The sequence below is a fragment of the Nocardia sp. CA-119907 genome (genome assembly GCF_050955995.1).
In the GTDB taxonomy this organism is placed as follows: Bacteria; Actinomycetota; Actinomycetes; order Mycobacteriales; family Mycobacteriaceae; genus Nocardia.
The window spans coordinates 6,482,441-6,496,086 of sequence record NZ_CP192091.1; the positions used below are offsets into that span (position 1 = coordinate 6,482,441).

The 13,646-nt window shown below is 65.8% G+C and carries 18 protein-coding genes; 10 read left to right on the forward strand and 8 right to left on the reverse strand.

Annotated elements, in window-relative coordinates; translation table 11 throughout:
- The first annotated feature begins 16 nt into the window (after window positions 1-16).
- Window positions 17-1,549, forward strand: a complete 1,533-nt coding sequence (locus ACQP2D_RS28735) for a sensor histidine kinase (RefSeq protein WP_433679042.1) — start codon at window positions 17-19, stop codon at window positions 1,547-1,549.
- A gap of 15 nt (window positions 1,550-1,564) precedes the next feature.
- On the opposite strand, the gene cqsA is transcribed toward ACQP2D_RS28735, so the two are convergent.
- On the reverse strand, window positions 1,565-2,803 hold the full coding sequence (gene cqsA / locus ACQP2D_RS28740) for an alpha-hydroxyketone-type quorum-sensing autoinducer synthase (RefSeq protein ID WP_433679043.1): 1,239 nt from the start codon (window positions 2,801-2,803) through the stop codon (window positions 1,565-1,567).
- A gap of 150 nt (window positions 2,804-2,953) precedes the next feature.
- Here cqsA and ACQP2D_RS28745 point away from each other — a divergent pair, with 150 nt between their 5' ends.
- The gene (locus tag ACQP2D_RS28745; RefSeq protein WP_433679044.1) at window positions 2,954-3,610 is read left to right on the forward strand and encodes a response regulator transcription factor; all 657 of its coding nucleotides are present in this window, start codon (window positions 2,954-2,956) and stop codon (window positions 3,608-3,610) included.
- Window positions 3,607-4,773: a sensor histidine kinase gene (locus ACQP2D_RS28750; protein ID WP_433679045.1), complete on the forward strand. Its 1,167-nt coding sequence runs from the start codon at window positions 3,607-3,609 to the stop codon at window positions 4,771-4,773. The genes ACQP2D_RS28745 and ACQP2D_RS28750 overlap by 4 nt, the downstream gene beginning before the upstream one ends.
- A 41-nt stretch (window positions 4,774-4,814) precedes the next feature.
- Here the strand turns inward: ACQP2D_RS28750 and ACQP2D_RS28755 are convergent, their stop codons facing one another.
- Both ACQP2D_RS28755 and ACQP2D_RS28760 read right to left on the reverse strand, forming a co-directional pair.
- Window positions 4,815-5,207: a hemophore-related protein gene (locus ACQP2D_RS28755; RefSeq protein ID WP_433679047.1), complete on the reverse strand. Its 393-nt coding sequence runs from the start codon at window positions 5,205-5,207 to the stop codon at window positions 4,815-4,817.
- Window positions 5,208-5,292: 85 nt separating this feature from the next.
- Window positions 5,293-5,937: a class I SAM-dependent methyltransferase gene (locus tag ACQP2D_RS28760; protein ID WP_433679048.1), complete on the reverse strand. Its 645-nt coding sequence runs from the start codon at window positions 5,935-5,937 to the stop codon at window positions 5,293-5,295.
- 61 nt (window positions 5,938-5,998) lie between these two features.
- Between ACQP2D_RS28760 and ACQP2D_RS28765 the strand changes: the two genes are divergently transcribed.
- The 4 genes from ACQP2D_RS28765 (at window position 5,999) to ACQP2D_RS28780 (ending at window position 8,049) form a co-directional block, all read left to right on the forward strand.
- Entirely contained in the window at window positions 5,999-6,499 is a 501-nt protein-coding gene (locus ACQP2D_RS28765) for an N-acetyltransferase family protein (RefSeq protein ID WP_433679049.1), read from the forward strand.
- Window positions 6,500-6,660: 161 nt separating this feature from the next.
- On the forward strand, window positions 6,661-6,822 hold the full coding sequence (locus ACQP2D_RS28770; RefSeq protein WP_433679050.1) for a helix-turn-helix domain-containing protein: 162 nt from the start codon (window positions 6,661-6,663) through the stop codon (window positions 6,820-6,822).
- Window positions 6,823-7,021: 199 nt separating this feature from the next.
- On the forward strand, window positions 7,022-7,540 hold the full coding sequence (locus ACQP2D_RS28775; protein WP_433685790.1) for an HAD domain-containing protein: 519 nt from the start codon (window positions 7,022-7,024) through the stop codon (window positions 7,538-7,540).
- A gap of 71 nt (window positions 7,541-7,611) precedes the next feature.
- Entirely contained in the window at window positions 7,612-8,049 is a 438-nt protein-coding gene (locus tag ACQP2D_RS28780) for a DUF4279 domain-containing protein (protein ID WP_433685791.1), read from the forward strand.
- Between the two features lie 46 nt (window positions 8,050-8,095).
- Here the strand turns inward: ACQP2D_RS28780 and ACQP2D_RS28785 are convergent, their stop codons facing one another.
- From ACQP2D_RS28785 to ACQP2D_RS28805, 5 genes are all read right to left on the reverse strand, one after another.
- A complete protein-coding gene (locus ACQP2D_RS28785; RefSeq protein WP_433679051.1) occupies window positions 8,096-8,233 on the reverse strand; it encodes a hypothetical protein in 138 nt (45 codons plus the stop codon).
- Window positions 8,234-8,625: 392 nt separating this feature from the next.
- Complete coding sequence (locus ACQP2D_RS28790) at window positions 8,626-9,435, reverse strand: class I SAM-dependent methyltransferase (protein ID WP_433679052.1); 810 nt, start codon at window positions 9,433-9,435, stop codon at window positions 8,626-8,628.
- Between the two features lie 41 nt (window positions 9,436-9,476).
- A complete protein-coding gene (locus ACQP2D_RS28795) occupies window positions 9,477-10,127 on the reverse strand; it encodes a winged helix-turn-helix transcriptional regulator (RefSeq protein ID WP_433679053.1) in 651 nt (216 codons plus the stop codon).
- A gap of 296 nt (window positions 10,128-10,423) precedes the next feature.
- Window positions 10,424-11,329 carry an ADP-ribosylglycohydrolase family protein gene (locus ACQP2D_RS28800; RefSeq protein ID WP_433679054.1) on the reverse strand — a complete coding sequence of 302 codons (906 nt, stop codon included), beginning with the start codon at window positions 11,327-11,329 and terminating at the stop codon, window positions 10,424-10,426.
- A 30-nt stretch (window positions 11,330-11,359) separates the two neighbouring features.
- Window positions 11,360-11,923, reverse strand: coding sequence for a hypothetical protein (locus tag ACQP2D_RS28805; RefSeq protein WP_433685979.1), 564 nt, complete (start codon window positions 11,921-11,923; stop codon window positions 11,360-11,362).
- Between ACQP2D_RS28805 and ACQP2D_RS28810 the strand changes: the two genes are divergently transcribed.
- From ACQP2D_RS28810 to ACQP2D_RS28820, 3 genes are all read left to right on the forward strand, one after another.
- Window positions 11,872-12,549 carry a pentapeptide repeat-containing protein gene (locus ACQP2D_RS28810; RefSeq protein ID WP_433679055.1) on the forward strand — a complete coding sequence of 226 codons (678 nt, stop codon included), beginning with the start codon at window positions 11,872-11,874 and terminating at the stop codon, window positions 12,547-12,549. The two genes, ACQP2D_RS28805 and ACQP2D_RS28810, sit on opposite strands and share 52 nt — an antisense overlap.
- Window positions 12,550-12,619: 70 nt before the next feature.
- Window positions 12,620-12,937, forward strand: a complete 318-nt coding sequence (locus ACQP2D_RS28815; protein ID WP_433679056.1) for a hypothetical protein — start codon at window positions 12,620-12,622, stop codon at window positions 12,935-12,937.
- A 62-nt stretch (window positions 12,938-12,999) separates the two neighbouring features.
- Window positions 13,000-13,635 carry a hypothetical protein gene (locus ACQP2D_RS28820; protein WP_433679057.1) on the forward strand — a complete coding sequence of 212 codons (636 nt, stop codon included), beginning with the start codon at window positions 13,000-13,002 and terminating at the stop codon, window positions 13,633-13,635.
- The last annotated feature ends 11 nt before the right edge of the window (window positions 13,636-13,646 follow it).

A 13,646-nucleotide genomic window follows, 5' to 3' on the forward strand; every position in this document is an offset into this window, starting at 1 on the left:
CCCAGCCGAGCCGGACATGAGGCTGCGCGAGGCGCTGGCCCGGCGGGTATCGGCCATTCCGCTGCGGGTGGGGCTCGTTGTCGCCCTGGTCTTCCTGGCCGCCCTGGTGCTGCTGGCAACGGGCTTCGCGGTGACCTCCGCGCTGAGCCGATCGCTGACCGCGCGGACCGATGAGCAGCTCTACGATGCTGCTCGGTCGTGGGCGGAGCCGCGCCCGATGCGCCAGATCGTCACGAATGACGGTGCGATGTCATGGATTCCGGCCGATATGGCGGACACCCGGCCGGTTCCCCGGCCGTTCATCGATCAACCCCGCCGCTTCTACGAATTGCGCAAAGGCGCTGAGGGACAGCTCTATTCGGGGACTCCCGGGACGATCGCCGGCACCGATACGACGCCGGATGTAGCAGGGCACGCGGCAGCGGTCCCGATAACCGTCGGCTCGACCGACGACTCCTCAGTGCAGTGGCGCGTGCTGACCACCAGTAACCAATTCGGCTCGACTACCATCGCGCTGCCGCTCACCGATAACCAGGAGACGGTATCGCGGTTGATCTACTTCGAACTCGGCATCGGCGCGGCCGCCCTGCTCGCCCTCGGCGTCGTCGGCTATTTCGTGGTCCGACGCAGCCTGCGCCCGCTGCGCACGGTCGAAGAGACCGCGGCCGCGATCGCGGGCGGCGACCTGCACCGGCGCGTCCCGGTGCGCGATGTCGACACCGAGGTCGATCGGCTCGCACGGTCGTTGAACGCGATGCTCGCGCAGATCCAGCACGGCGTGGCAGCCACCGAGGCATCGGAGGAGGACGCCCGGCGTTCGGAACGCCGGATGCGTCAGTTCATCGCCGACGCCAGCCACGAATTGCGTACCCCGCTCACCACGATTCGCGGTTTCGCCGAGCTCTACCGCCAGGGCGCGAGCACCGACGCCCACATGGTCGTCGGCCGCATCGAGGGTGAGGCCGAGCGGATGGGCCTGCTGGTCGAGGATCTGCTGATGCTCGCCCGGTTGGATGCCAAACGCCCACTCGACCGCAGTCCGGTGGATCTGCTCGCGCTCGCGGGCGATGCGGTGCACAACGCACAGGCCATGGCGGCGCGGCAGCAGAGCGACCCGAAACGCCCGATCACCCTGGACATCCGCCCCGGCGTCGGCACCATGGACGTAACCGGCGATGAGGCGCGATTGCGTCAGGTGTTGGCGAATCTGCTCGGCAATGCCCTCGCCCACACTCCGGCCACCGCGGCGATCACCGTGCGGCTCACCCCAGCCGCCGACACGGTGCGCATCGACGTCATCGACACCGGCCCCGGCCTGACACCGGAGGCCGCCGCCCGAGTATTCGAACGGTTCTACCGCACCGACGACTCCCGCACCAGAACCAGCGGCGGAACGGGTTTGGGCCTATCGATCGTGCAGGCCCTCGTCGTGGCACACGGCGGCCGGGTGAGCGTGCACAGCGAACCGGGCCGCGGCGCGACCTTCACGATGATCCTGCCGCGCGATATCCGGCCGACGGCAGTATCCGCCGAAGCTGGTCGGATATAGCACCGCAGCACGGTCTCACGAGGTCGGCACCAGCGACGGCTGCGCCGGAGCCGATGCGGGCCTCGGCAGTTCGGGACGATACGGCGCTATGGCACCGAAGGTGTTGCGGACCTCGGCACAGACCTGGATGAGTCGGTCCACCTGCATATCGGTCAGCCCGGCGTGCAGCGAGAACCGGATGAGGCTGCGTTCGGGCGCGGTGGCGGGCCAGCAGAAGACCGCGCCGAAAATGCCACGTGCCTCCAGGAAGTCGCGGATGGCGATGGTGCGCTGATCCGGGCCGGTCCGCAGTGCGACGATATGGCTGGCCGAACCCTCCAGATCGAACTCCAGTGCCATCAGGGCACGGCGGACGACGGCGGAGATCTCGCGCAGCCGGATCCGCCGCCAATCGTCGACGCGAACGACATCGAGCGTCGCGGCCAGGCCCGCGATATCGTGCGGCAGCAGCGTCGCGGAGAAGACCGACGGATCGGACTCCATCTTGAAGTAGTCGACGAAATCGATATTGTTCGCGGCGATGAATCCCGCGCGTCCGGCGAAAGCCGCCGCGAGGCTCGCGATTCGGAACGGCACCCGCTCCGCGAGGCCGAGCGCGACCACCGTGCCGGCACCGTAGGGCCCGTCGGTACCGAGCGAATGCGATTCGTCGACGACCAGCACGCTGCCGGTCTCGTCGGCCACGTCACAGATCTGGGTCAGCGGACAGCGACTGCCATTGGTGCTGTAGATCGAGTCCACCGCGATGATGCCGGGACCGTATTTGCGTATCTCGTCGCGCAGATGGCCCGGAAAATTGTGTCGGAACGAATACACCGGCGCACCAGCCGTTTTCGCACCATGCCACAGCGACATGTGCGCGATGTGATCGACATAGACCGGAGTGTGCGGATCGGCGATCGACTGCATCAACCCGGCGGTGGCATCCCAGCCGGATTGGCACAGAATTCCGGCGGCCGCCCGCATATGTTCGGCAAGCGCCATTTCCAGCACGATCTGCGGATGGTCGGCGCCGTGCACGAAGACACCGGACGGCGGCGCCGCACCGCCCCAGTTCTGCAGCGCCGCGCACATAGCGCCGATGATATGCGGTTCGTGGGCAAGAGCGAGATAGTCGCTGCTGGTCAGCACGACATCGCCCGGTACGGGTTTGCGACCGTGCAGCAAATGCCGTCCGCCCCAAGCGGCAGCGATCCGATCCGTATGGAATCGACTGACGCGAACGAATATGCGGTCGGCGACCGACAAGGTCATTTGAACTCCTTTCACTGCTATCAGCTACTACAGAGCACACACCGAGCCGATTGAATCATTCCCCAACGGCACATGCACCGAAATCGCCAAGTTGATCAGCGCATGTCGCACTCACAGCGACCCAACAGCATCAACAGGCACGATTGTCGGGTGCGGGTACTGGTGGTCGAGGACGAGCGGTTGCTGGCCGATGCGATAGCCGATGGGCTGCGACGGCATGCGATGGCGGTCGATGTGGTGTACGACGGAGCCGATGCGCTGGAGCGACTCGGTGTGAACGACTACGACGTGGTCGTTTTGGATCGCGATCTGCCGACGGTATCCGGCGATACCGTCTGCATCTCGCTGACGGAGGCCGGCAGCGATGCCAGGATTCTGATGCTGACGGCCGCGACGGCGGTGGCCGAGCGGGTCGCCGGGCTCGGACTCGGCGCCGACGACTATCTGACCAAACCGTTCGCCTTCGCCGAACTGGTCGCGCGGATTCAGGCGTTGGGGCGGCGGTCCCGACCCGCGACGCCGCTGGTACTCGAACGCGCCGGCATTCGACTCGACCCGCATCGGCTGGCGGTCACCCGCGATGGCGAGCCGATCTCGTTGTCGCGCAAGGAGTTCGCCGTGCTCGCCGAATTGTTGCGTGCCGACGGCGGGGTGGTGTCGGCAGAGCAGTTATTGGAGAAGGCATGGGACGAGAACATCGATCCGTTCACGGGGGTGGTGCGGTACACGATCATGATGGTGCGCCGGAAGTTGGGCGATCCGCCGGTGATCGAGACCGAGGCAGGCGTGGGGTACCGCATCCGATGAGAGGTCGCACCATTCGACTGCGGCTGACTCTGCTGTACGCGGGTGCGTTCTTCATCGCCGGGGCGATCCTGGTCGCGCTGATGTACTTCTATCTCGATCGGTCGCTGGGGCGGCGCCACGGAATGGGCGCCCAGATACTTGTGCGCGAGTACCTGGCCAAGCGCAACCGCCCGATCGTGTCCGAGGAGTTGTACCAGGCACTGACCGCGCAGGCGGCCAAGGAACGCCGCGACACCCTGGAGGCGATGCTGGTCTGGTCGCTGGTCTCGCTCGGCGCGATCGGGATCGCGGCCGGTGGGCTGGGTTGGCTACTGGCCGGGCGGGCATTGCATCCGCTGCAGCAGATCACCGCGACCGCGCGCCGGGTGGCCGATCGCAGCCTGCACGAGCGGATCGCGCTGACCGGACCCGATGACGAAATCAAGGATCTGGCCGACACTTTCGACGCCATGCTGGAGCGGTTGGATCGCGCCTTCGACGGTCAGCGGCGCTTCGTCGCCAATGCCTCGCACGAACTGCGCACCCCATTGACCATCAATCGCACACTGATCGAGGTGGCACTCGATGATCCGGACGCGCCGGAGTCGACGCGGCGCCTCGGAGCAACGCTGCTGGAGGTCAATCATCGGCATGAACAGCTGATCGACGGACTCCTGGTGCTCGCGAGCAGCGAGGAACGGCTGATCGAGCGCAGCCGGGTCGACCTGGCCGAGGTGGCCCGCCGGGTGGTCATCGTCGCCGGCGATGCCGCTGCGCGGGCCGGTATCGAGATCCGAACCGATCTCGCGGCGACTCCGGTTTCCGGCGATCCGGTACTGCTGGAACGTCTGGCGCAGAACCTGGTGGACAACGCGATTCGCTATAACGTCAGCGAAAATGGTTGGGTAGCAATCAGATCGGTGAGCGTCGAAGGGAAAGGCCGACTGGTGGTGGAGAATTCCGGCCCGGCGGTACCGGCCTTCGAGGTGGAGGGCCTCTTCGAACCGTTCCGTCGCCTGGCCACCGGCGATCGGATCGCCGAATCCGACCACGCACCGAACAGTCGCGGTGCCGGACTCGGTCTGTCGATCGTGCGATCGGTCGCGCATGCGCACGGCGGCGATGTCCGGGCGGCCGCGCGACCCGAGGGCGGGCTGATCGTCACCGTCACCCTGCCGAACTGATCGGGCGGGCGGCGCGCCGGGTAGCGCCGCCCGCGCTCGGGTCAGTAGTTGTGGCAGCTGTTCGCGAGTTCGCGCAGCTTGTCGATCTTCTGCTGGCCCTCGGGCGAGTTGCGCTTCTCCTCGATCTTGTTCCGCGCATTCGGGTGGTTGTCGAGCCACTGCTGAGCGCGCTGCTTGCGCTGGTCGACCGGCAGCGCGAGGAATTCCTGCAACTTCGCCTTGCGTTCGGGATGGCTGTCCAGGCGTTCGGCCAGCTCGGGCGCCTGGGCGTGAATGGCCGCGTCCACCTGGGCGAAGGTGCATGTCGTCTCGATCAGTCCGCCGCCGACACCCGGCTGCGCCGAAGCCGTCGCGGGAACCAGTAGCGCGCCCGCCGCCAGCAGACCACCGAGCGCGACGGCGGTTCGCATGATTCCGGTACGGGTGAATGTCATTACGAGTGACCCTTTCCATTGGCGATCGGATCACGGCCTTGGCGTGATCCGATGACAGTCCACCAGGCCGGGTGTTTGGACAGCGCTAGGAAAGATCTTGACGGCGCACTCGGGCCAGCCAGGCCGCCTCATCGACAAGGCTGCCCGGGGTGAGGCCGAGTTCCGCGGCGTCGACGACCGCCCCGCTGACACGTCCGCGATATCGGGCGGGCCGCAGTTCTTCCAATTCCCAGCCCGCGCCGAAGGCTTCGGAGATCGCGGTGCGGCCGATGCGCGGGCCGAAGCCCGGTTCGGCATCGGAGAGCGCGAGGATATGGACAAGACCGCCGGGCTGCAGAACCCGGCGCAGACTGCGGACGTAATCGGTCGGATCGCCATTGTCGAAGGCGAAGACATGGAACAGCGCACTGTCGAGAATGGTGTCGTAGCGGGGCTCATCCCCGAGTTCCAGCGCATCGGCCACCTCGAACCGCGCGACCACCCCGTGCTCGCGCGCGTTGGCCCTGGCATACGCGATCGCACTCGGCGAATGATCCACCCCTAGCACGTCATGGCCGAGTTCGGTCAGCCTGATGGTGTGCTCACCGGCCCCGCACCCGACATCGAGCACCGCACCCCGAATCCACCCCTGCTCGATCAACTCGAGCACCGCGGGCTGCGGCTCCCCGATCACCCATGGCGCGGATCCATCCTCATAAACAGAATTCCAGAACTCAGGAGGTCGATTCATGCCTCCACCGTTCAACCTCAACCCGGGTTCATGTCAATGCCCACCGCGCTACATTGCCCAGATGACCGACTCCCCGCAGCTGCGCCCGGCCCGCCCCGACGATGCCGAAGCCATCGCGGCGATCTGGTACGAGGGCTGGCGCGACGCCCACCTGGGCAATGTCCCCGACGAACTCATCGCCGTCCGCCCGCAGGAGTCGTTCGCACCCCGGGCCACCCAACGGATCGCCGACACCACCGTCGCGATCATCGATAACGAAGTGGCCGGTTTCATCATGGTTCTCGACGACGAAATCGATCAGGTCTATTTATCCCGCCGCCACCGCGGCACCGGCACCGCACCGGCCCTACTCGCCGCCGCCGAACAGCGCATATCCGGCAGCGGCCAGCCGCGGGCCTGGCTGGCCGTAGTCCCGGGCAATGCCCGCGCCCGCGCCTTCTACACCCGCAACGGCTGGACCGACGAGGGCCTGTTCACCCACCAGGCCCCTGGCCCCGACGGCCCGGTCCCCGTTCCTGCCCATCGCTATGTCAAACAGCTCGCCGGATTGCCGGAGGACTGAATCACACCACCTCGCGACCATCCCGGGTTCGCCTGGTACACAACCTATCTCGGCGGATCACACCCCTCGGGCGGACGCGGATCCCTGGAAAAAGCTCACGGACAGGGGATGCATCGACGGAAACAGAGGTGTAGCCCTCCTGGGCCAGGATCTCGGGGTGCATGCCTGCAACGGCACGCACCTTGCTGGAACAGACAGACCTACCGGTCGAAGCCATCGCGGCCCGCGTCGGCATCACCTCGGCGGTCAACCTCCGTCGCCGCTTTCGCGCTCAGGTCGGCACAACCCCGGGCGCATACCGCCGGGCGTTCCGAACCTCCTGACACCAGGGAACCGCGCCCTACACGAATCCGACTCGGGCTGTCCTGTCTCAATGAATCTGGCCAGCGCCAGATCCATTGACCTGTGGATCGGCCAGATTGATCGAGACACCATCCTTCATCAGGTCTCAGTATTTCTGGCGAGTTTCGCCCGAGGCTGGATGGTTCGTCGGCGAAGTCCTGGGTCTAGCCTGCGATGGTGATGGATAGGCTGCATCGTCCTCTGCTGTTCCTCGACGTCGATGGACCGTTGATCCCGTTCGGCGGGGCACCTGGGCATGAGTCGGATTCATCGCCCCTTCAGGCCAGGCAGGATGGAGCCAATCCGCTTCTGGCGCGTCTCGATCCCGGACTCGGGCCGCTGCTGTCGACCCTTGCCTGCGAGTTGGTGTGGGCAACGACCTGGATGCATGAGGCCAACCATTCGGTGGGTCCAGCGCTGGGCTTGCCGACGCTGGCGGTGGTGGACTGGCCTGAGCGACCGGACGATCCCGTCGACGAATGGTTCGGGCTGCATTGGAAGACCCGAACATTGATCGAATGGGCGGCGGGACGATCATTCATCTGGATCGACGACGAGATCGGTAACGGCGACCGGGAATGGGTGTCAGCGCATCACAGTGGTCGAGCCCTTTTGCATCGCGTTGACCCTCGAATGGGACTGCAGCGCAATGATTTCGCCGCCGTCGTCGAATGGATTGATGCCTCCGCGGACAGGTAATCGAGTCGTGGGTCTGTCGCGTGTGTGGTGGGATCTGCGCCGTGAAGATCAGCCAGTATTGCTGTTTCTCGGTGCGGAGCACCTCATTGTCTGCTGCGGAGATGACCGCGCGGCTAGGGCTGGAGCCGGACAGGGTGCTCGTCATGGGCAGCCGGTCCCCCGAACGTGTCCTTCCGCGCTTCCATGCGTGGCAGATCCTCCGCCGCAGCGATGAGAGCGTCGACGACCAGATCCAGTATTTGGTGGATCGGTTGGAAACCGTTCGTGCCGTGCTGGTCTCGCTGTGCTCCGACGACGAGGTCAGCCCGGTGATGCAGGTCGTGCGTCATTTCGGTGATCCGGATGGTGTCGAGGCCGCGCCTGATGGCATTGCGTGGGATCAGGCGCAGCAGCGGCCTCGCCCGCTGGGATGGCATCTACCGCTATCGGTGCTGGACTTCCTGGTGTCGACCAGGACCGAGCTCGACGTCGACGAATACGACTCGACCGATGATGATGATGAGGGATAGGTCAAATCACGACTCGGGTCACCGATTCTGATCCAGTGACGCCACGTCAACGGAATACGGGCTCGGCTATGACCTGGTGGGGATCCTCATAGACGATTGTGCCCGGGCTATCGCAGTCCAGGCGGATCCAGCCGACACCGTGGCTGTCCAGGATGGCCGGATAGCCACCGACGCGCGCGTTCATATGGGTGGCAGCGGATTGAACCAGGCCACGGCATCCGGGTGGCGCTTCCGGTCGTAAACAGACGGATCAATACGCCCCGGATCGGTCAGATCGGCCTCGTACCAAGCATTTTCACAACGGCGGAACCGCTCTTGCGCTGCACTGAGGCGCCAACAGTAACCAGAACAGGTCGCGACCGAACCCGCTCATCCGGCCCGAACTCGATGCAGTACAACTACTTTCACCCGATTCCGATTCTTCGCCGGAATACCTTCCGGCCGAATGGACTACCTCATCTCCTCATGCGGGTGAGGATACTGGCCACGATCGGAACTTTTCTTTCGTCGAAACGGTCCAAATCGGTATGTCTCTCAACCGGTCGGCGGCTCCGGCTCGAGCGCGGATCGTGGTCGTTACTTCGCCCTGGCGACAGCCTGAACGGCCCTCAGGCGTCCATCGGCCAGTGCGTCGGTGAGGTGCTCGGCTCTGGGGCGGAAGTTCGGCACGAATGCGTGCAGTCCGAGCGGGCTGGGCGGCATCGCCAGCACGGTGCGCATTGTTGTCACTGTTGCCGCGGTGAGGTCCGCCCAGCGCTCGACGGCGAAGCCGGCCGACTCGATCGCCGCACGCAGTTCCTCCGGAGTGGCCAGGTGACTGTGCTCGGGCCCGTCCGCCCAGGGCAGCGGATAGTCCAGCGCACCGCCGTCACCGGCGACGATGTCCCACACGGCGAGGCGGCCGCCGTCGGCGGTGACCCTGCGTGCCTCACGGTAGAGCCGATCCTTGTCGGGCACGTTCATCTGGACGTGCTGGCTGAATACCACCTCGAAAGCGGAAGCGGCGAAGGGAAGTTCGGTTACGTCGGCCTGGCGGATGACGATCCGATCGTCCAGGCCCACGAGGCGATTGAGCCATCGCGCCGTGTCGCAGTATTCGGCGACCATATCGACGCCGGTGACTCGGCAGCCGAAGCGGGCCGTGAGATACCGGGCGGTGCCGCCGATTCCGGTGCCGGCATCGAGCACCTCGGTCGTGGCTGTCAGGTCGAGCAATTCCGCGAGCTGATGGGTCGCGATGCGTCCGCTGGCGTGGTAGTCCTCGAGCAGCGCTAGATCGGCGGCCTCGAGCCGGTCGGGGTCCTTTCCGGCCGCGACGAGGGCCCGCTCGATATTGATCCGGGACATGCCGGTCGCGTATTGGGCCGGGATTTGCGTATTTGTCATATCCGTTCTTTCTTGTTGTTCCGGCGCCTGCGCCGGGCAATTCACGGATGACCCGTTTCCCTGCCGACGGGGCGGAGACGGGTGAGCACGTCGCGGCGACCACGGGTACTCAGCCCGAGCTGCGTGGCCTGCTCGATATCGATCACGCCCGTGAGCACTCCGAGCACCGCAGGCGGGGGTCCATCGAGGACGAGATCGGGATCGGTGACCTCACCGATGCGCGAATCGACCCGGCCCGCGCCGACCTCGACGACGGCATGCGTACCGCCCGAGCTGAGCTGGATGACCGCCGACGGCGCTGCTGGATCGACGTCGGCGACGAACCACGCCGGGGCGTAGGCGAGCCATTGCGCCAGGAAAGCATCCTCGGGCCGCATGGTGGTCATATAGCGAAGACCCCACAGCCCCAAGGCCTTCAGCGCGGGCTCCAGCGCCAGACCGGTCTCGGTGAGCCGGTAGAGAGTGGTCGCTACGGGCGGCGGCGCATCCTCACGGCGGATCAGTTCGGCTTGCTCGAGCTCCCGCAGCCGGGTCGACAACAGGTTGGCGGCGACGCCGGGCAGCCCGTTCTTCAAGTCGGTGAAGCGGCACGAACCCTGCAGCAGAAGCTCGCGAATGATCAGCAGCGTCCACCGGTCCCCCACGACGTCGAGCGCCTTGGCGATCGAACAGTACTGGTCGTAACTCCGCATACCACCATCGTATCGCGCCGCAGGTAGATAAAAGCAACTTATAAGTTGAAAATTTCTACTATCTCGACTTCGGCGCATTCAACAGGCCCGCAGCACATCGACATCGAGACCGACGATGAGGAGGCCGAGGTGCGTCATCACGAAGTGTTCGGCACAGCCGGGCGAGACCACCAGCAGGTGCGCGGCTACGACTTCCGGGTCCGCGAGATCCGTGGGTCAACGAGTTCTGCGTGCCGCAAACGAACCCTGACCTGCGGACAACCGATATGCGGGTACTGTGCGTTCGCCGATCGGCATCAGGATGTCGCCCATGCGGGCAGGGGCTCACGCGCCGACAGCCACTGTTCCGGTATTCCGCGCGTCGTGCCTCGATTTCCGACGCCGGTGTGTGCTGCCACGATTCCACCGACGATCGCGGCCGTCGTGTCCACATCCCCACCGGCCTCGATGCATGCGGTGACGGCAGCTGGATAGTCATCGAGGAAGCTAGCCGCTGCCCACAGTGTGAACGGCACCGTGTCCTGGGCGCTGACCTGTGCACCGTTGCCGAGTTCGTAAGCTGCTTCGGCTACCGATCGGCCCAGTAGCTTCCGAGCTCGCCGGATACCGTCCGCGGTCCGACCATCGACCAGATATGGCTCGACTGCGTGCAGCAATTCACTTGGTACACAACATTTTCCGCGCGTCGCCGCAGCGTGGCTCGCCGCGGCGGCGACCACCATGGCACCCACGATCGCTTCCGGGTGCCGATGGGTGACCTCGGCGGACAGCGCGGCCTGCGCTGCCGCTCGACGCAGATTTCCAGCGAAGTACGCCCCGAGCGGGGCGACCCGCATCGCGGCTCCGTTTCCCCACGATCCGCGCCCATCGAAAGCAGCTCCGGCCGCTTCGTCCCAGGGGCGCCCGTCGCGAATCTCGTGCAGCACAACGACTGTGCCGCCGCCGTAGCCACGATACGGTTCGCAGCGATGGGCGAATGCGGCCGCGAGCGCATCACGGTCGACGCCGCCGCGGCTGTGGACTTCCGAGTACACCGAACAGGCCATCTCGGTGTCGTCGGTCCACTGCCACGGAGCCGCTGGCGGTCGTCCAGCGAGTAGATCAGCTACCGACCGGCCGGGCACGAAGAACTGCGCACCCAGCGCATCACCAACGGACAACCCCTCGAGGCTGTCGTACGCGGAATCGGAAACCAACGGCATACGGTGGCCAATGATGCCAACCGCAACCAGCTATCGCAACACTCGGCGAGAGCGTTGTGGTGCGGAGCACGGCTGCGTCGGCCAGAATCGAACAATGCTCGGGTGGGTGGGCGCCATTGGCGCGCAGGCACATACGAAGACGACTGCGCTGCGCGCGCGAATGGGTAAGGCCAACAGGGCGGCGATCGGCCGCCGCGCGGTCCGGATCGGGTTGCTACCGCGGTCCTCTCCGCGCTCGGCGCCGGTCTGGTCGTAGCCCTCGTCGCCTACGGGTTCCTGAGACTGATCACCCCGACCAGCGACACCAAGGCCGCGCCGATCGACATCACCCCCGTCTCGCTGACCGTCGTCGCCGGAGTCGGCGGTGTGGTCGCCTTGGTGATCGCCTACCGCCGCCAACGTGACCTCGAGCAGAGCCGTTTCGTGGAACGCTTCGGCGCCGCCGCCGCGCAACTCGGCGCGACCGATGTCGCAGTCCGCATCGCCGGTGCATACGCGATGGCCGGTGTCGCCGACGAATCCGATGGCCTGCGCCGCCAGCAGTGCATCGACGTCCTGTACGGCTACCTGCGCCTGCCGTACGACCCCGACCACGGCAGCAGCGGTCGCACGAAACTCGTGACGGTCATTCCCCGTGTCGACCGAGGACGAGATCGCGGCGAATTTTCACCGGCACCGCAAGATTCGAGCACACGACATTCGCCGGCACAGCCGGGTTCGAGCACACGACATTCACTGCCACGGCAGGGTTCGAGCACGCTACGTTCACCGGCGCGGCCAGGTTCAGGGAGGTGACGTTCGCTGGCGCCGCCGGATTCAGGGGCGCGGCGTTCACCAGCACCGCCAAGTTCGAGGGCGCGACATTCTCCGGCACCGCAGAATTCCGGGAAGCGACGTTCTCCGGCCCCGCCGAATTCCGAGACGCGACGTTCACCAGCAGCGCCAAGTTCGAGGACGCGGAGTTTTCCGGCCCAACCCGGTTCGGGAGCGTGAGACTTTCCGGCCCAACCTGGTTCGAACACGCGACGTTCACCTCCGACACCAACTTCTCACGCACCGATTTCGGAACGGCAGATGTCTCTTTCCGATCCCCTAGGCAGTGGGGCCCACCCGCGCCGAAGTTCGGGTGGGACGACAATGTCGCCGCCAAACCGCCCAACATAGAACCGCAGAACTGGCCACCCGCACCACGCCCCACCGGGGCAGTGCCGCAAGAGTGAACCGAGGCGATGCACGCTGCACGAATCTGCACACCGTAAGGGCTATTCCGCACCGCGGGCACCTTCCGACATGTTCTACTCGACGCGACGACACCGCCACAGCGAGATCTCCACCGCACTGGCTTCGCTGACCGACCAGCGCCTGACCGCCCTATTGAATTCGGCCGCACCCCTCGGAGCGGGCATCGGGGGTACGACGTGGCTGCTCGATATCGCCGGCCACCACGTTTTCGTCAAAAGAGTCGCGGTAACGGATCTGGAGTTACTTCCGGAGAACATCCGCTCGACAGCAGATGTCTTCGGGCTGCCGACGTGGTCGCACTATGGGCTCGGTTCGTCCGGCGGTGGCGCATGGCGAGAGTTGGAGTGTCACATCCTGACCACCTGACATCAGGCTCTGCCACTGCATCGGTCCGGCCGAGCCGAAGGCGGTCGAACTATGGTGCTGACATGCCATCGGAGAATTTGGTTGTCGCCGCGGTCGATGTCGGCAAGCTGGCGAATGTCGGCTGGTGGCGCATCGCCGGAGTCGACGCCAGCGGCGGCCGCGACTTGGACGATCTCGTCACATCTCTCGCGACCGACCTCCGGGCAGGCCGGTCGGTGGCACTCGGATTCGAAGCGCCCCTGTTCATCCCGAACCCTCCCGCAGCAAGCGGACTCGGACGACAGCGAGTCGGTGAGGCAGGGCGTCCCTGGTGCGCCGGCGCGGGAACCATCGCACTCGCATTCGGCGTTCAACAGGCCACCTACGTCTTGCACCGGCTCGCCCGAGTCCTCGACCGCCCGATACGCGGCGGCGTGAACGCGGAAGATCTGTTCGACGGCTCACTCGATGTACTGATCTGGGAGGCGTTCGTATCGGCGGGTGCCAAGGATCGCACGGCAACGGACCCACACATCTCCGATGCACGAGCAGCGGCCGAGGAATTCGCACGCCGCGCCGCCACCGGCGATATCCGATCCGACATCACCGACACCCACGTTCTCAACCTCGTCGGCGCCGCGCTCATCACCTCCGGACTCACCACCGATTCCGCCGTGCTGACCACCCCGTGCCCAGTGGTCAAGTCACCCGTACTCTGACCTGGCGACTC

Bases quoted from the DNA above. Each gene is read 5' to 3' on its own strand.
- ACQP2D_RS28735 (WP_433679042.1), top strand. From the start codon at position 17: ATGAGGCTGCGCGAGGCGCTGGCCCGGCGGGTATCGGCCATTCCGCTG.
- cqsA (WP_433679043.1), bottom strand. From the start codon at position 2,803: ATGACCTTGTCGGTCGCCGACCGCATATTCGTTCGCGTCAGTCGATTC.
- ACQP2D_RS28750 (WP_433679045.1), top strand. From the start codon at position 3,607: ATGAGAGGTCGCACCATTCGACTGCGGCTGACTCTGCTGTACGCGGGT.
- ACQP2D_RS28755 (WP_433679047.1), bottom strand. From the start codon at position 5,207: ATGACATTCACCCGTACCGGAATCATGCGAACCGCCGTCGCGCTCGGT.
- ACQP2D_RS28760 (WP_433679048.1), bottom strand. From the start codon at position 5,937: ATGAATCGACCTCCTGAGTTCTGGAATTCTGTTTATGAGGATGGATCC.
- ACQP2D_RS28765 (WP_433679049.1), top strand. From the start codon at position 5,999: ATGACCGACTCCCCGCAGCTGCGCCCGGCCCGCCCCGACGATGCCGAA.
- ACQP2D_RS28770 (WP_433679050.1), top strand. From the start codon at position 6,661: ATGCCTGCAACGGCACGCACCTTGCTGGAACAGACAGACCTACCGGTC.
- ACQP2D_RS28775 (WP_433685790.1), top strand. From the start codon at position 7,022: ATGGATAGGCTGCATCGTCCTCTGCTGTTCCTCGACGTCGATGGACCG.
- ACQP2D_RS28785 (WP_433679051.1), bottom strand. From the start codon at position 8,233: ATGAACGCGCGCGTCGGTGGCTATCCGGCCATCCTGGACAGCCACGGT.
- ACQP2D_RS28790 (WP_433679052.1), bottom strand. From the start codon at position 9,435: ATGACAAATACGCAAATCCCGGCCCAATACGCGACCGGCATGTCCCGG.
- ACQP2D_RS28795 (WP_433679053.1), bottom strand. From the start codon at position 10,127: ATGCGGAGTTACGACCAGTACTGTTCGATCGCCAAGGCGCTCGACGTC.
- ACQP2D_RS28800 (WP_433679054.1), bottom strand. From the start codon at position 11,329: ATGCCGTTGGTTTCCGATTCCGCGTACGACAGCCTCGAGGGGTTGTCC.
- ACQP2D_RS28815 (WP_433679056.1), top strand. From the start codon at position 12,620: ATGTTCTACTCGACGCGACGACACCGCCACAGCGAGATCTCCACCGCA.
- ACQP2D_RS28820 (WP_433679057.1), top strand. From the start codon at position 13,000: ATGCCATCGGAGAATTTGGTTGTCGCCGCGGTCGATGTCGGCAAGCTG.